Origin of the sequence: Spirillospora sp. NPDC046719 (assembly GCF_040645715.1) — a bacterium.
Classification (GTDB): domain Bacteria; phylum Actinomycetota; class Actinomycetes; order Streptosporangiales; family Streptosporangiaceae; genus Spirillospora.
Map to the genome: position 1 here is coordinate 1 of NZ_JBEYYT010000876.1, position 1,519 is coordinate 1,519.

Here is a 1,519-nt window from a genome sequence, read left to right on the forward strand (position 1 = left end):
AGGTCGCGCCACCCCACCACCCCCTTCCGCACGCGTGTTCCAACGAAGCGCAACCGATGGTGCTGCGCAAATAGTCGCCATTCAGGTACCGAAAAGTATCCGCGTTGAAGCGCTGAATTCAAGATGCGATTGCCGGTCACAGCGGGTATTATCTAGGTATGCATTCAGTGACGGTCGAGCTTGAGGCCGCGTCCACCATGGAACTGGTGAACGCGCTCTCAACCATCGCCACTGAACTAGCCAAGCGGAACGCCCCCGAGTCGGCTGCCGCGTGCCTGGAACTCACCGAAACTCTCGCGGCCGCCTGCGATATGCAGGAAAGCGCACTCGCCGGTTTCATTGGCCGCGTTGATGCCACCGCGGAGCAGGCCCGGTGGGGATATCCCTCAGCGCAAGCGTGGCTGCGATCGAGCCTGGGCATGCGCGACAACCGTGCCAAGGAGCGGCTCACTCTCGCCCGGCAGCGCCACCGCCTCCCGCAGGTGGCCGAGCGGCTCGCGGCCGGGGAGCTGTCACACGGTTACGCCGTCACCATCGCCGACTCGGTCGCCCGCCTCGATGACACCGACTGCGCCGAAGCTGAGACCACTCTGCTGGAGATGGCCGATCAGGGCTTCTCGGCCGGGAAGGTCGCCGCGTTCGGCCGCCGCATCCGCGACCTCATCGCCGAACGCGACGACACCGAAGACGCCCCCGACGAGGACACCAAGCGCGGCTACGACAAGTCGTGGATCACCACCACGCGTTCTCTGGACGGCGGCCGGTACGTCAAGGGCTGGTTGAACCCCGAAGACGCCGCGATCTGGGACGGCACCCTGGCTCCGCTGGCCAAGCCGGCGGGGCCCGACGACCGCCGCGACCTCGCAGAGCGGACAGCAGCAGCCCTTTCCAGCGTCCTATCCGGTGGGCACAAGGCATCCAAGGTCACCGTGATCTGCGACCTGGACACCCTCACCGGCGGCAACGCCCCCGCCCGCCTGACCGATGGGACACCGATCCCCGCCGCTCAGGCCCGCCGCATCGCCCTCTCGGCCGGAGTGTCGCCCCTTCTCCTCGGGAAGGGGAACACCCCGCTGTATCTGGGCTGGCGCGAACGGTTCGCCTCCCCAGCACAGCGCCAGGTGCTGGAGACGCTGTATCCGTCATGCGCAGTACGGGGATGCGAGGTGCCGGGGACGTTGTGCGAGGTCGACCACGTGCACGGCTGGGCACTCGGGGAATCGCCCACCGACATCGACCAGCTCGCCCTCGCCTGCGGATGGCACAACCGCTTCAAACACACCAACCCCGACCAGATCCAGATCACCAAAGATCGAGACGGACGCTACGTCTACCGGCTGCTGCCGCCGTCCGACGCCCGACCGTCTTCGGGAGGCCATCCGCCACCGGGTGACATCGGGCCGCCCGATCCGGCGCTCGACTGGGCTGCATAACCCACTTCCACCAGTACGGCCGCCCGGATCCCATCTGGATCCCGGGCGGCTCCGGCATGCCCAATTCACCTGGAACAGAACCCGCG

The 1,519-nt window shown here is 67.2% G+C and carries 1 protein-coding gene; it reads left to right on the forward strand.

Annotated elements, in window-relative coordinates:
- Positions 1 to 158 precede the first annotated feature (158 nt).
- Positions 159 to 1,433, forward strand: coding sequence for an HNH endonuclease signature motif containing protein (locus ABZ914_RS51175; RefSeq protein ID WP_500201791.1), 1,275 nt, complete (start codon positions 159 to 161; stop codon positions 1,431 to 1,433).
- Positions 1,434 to 1,519 lie beyond the last annotated feature (86 nt).

Coding starts and splice junctions, on each gene's coding strand:
- ABZ914_RS51175 (WP_500201791.1), top strand. CDS start 159: ATGCATTCAGTGACGGTCGAGCTTGAGGCCGCGTCCACCATGGAACTG.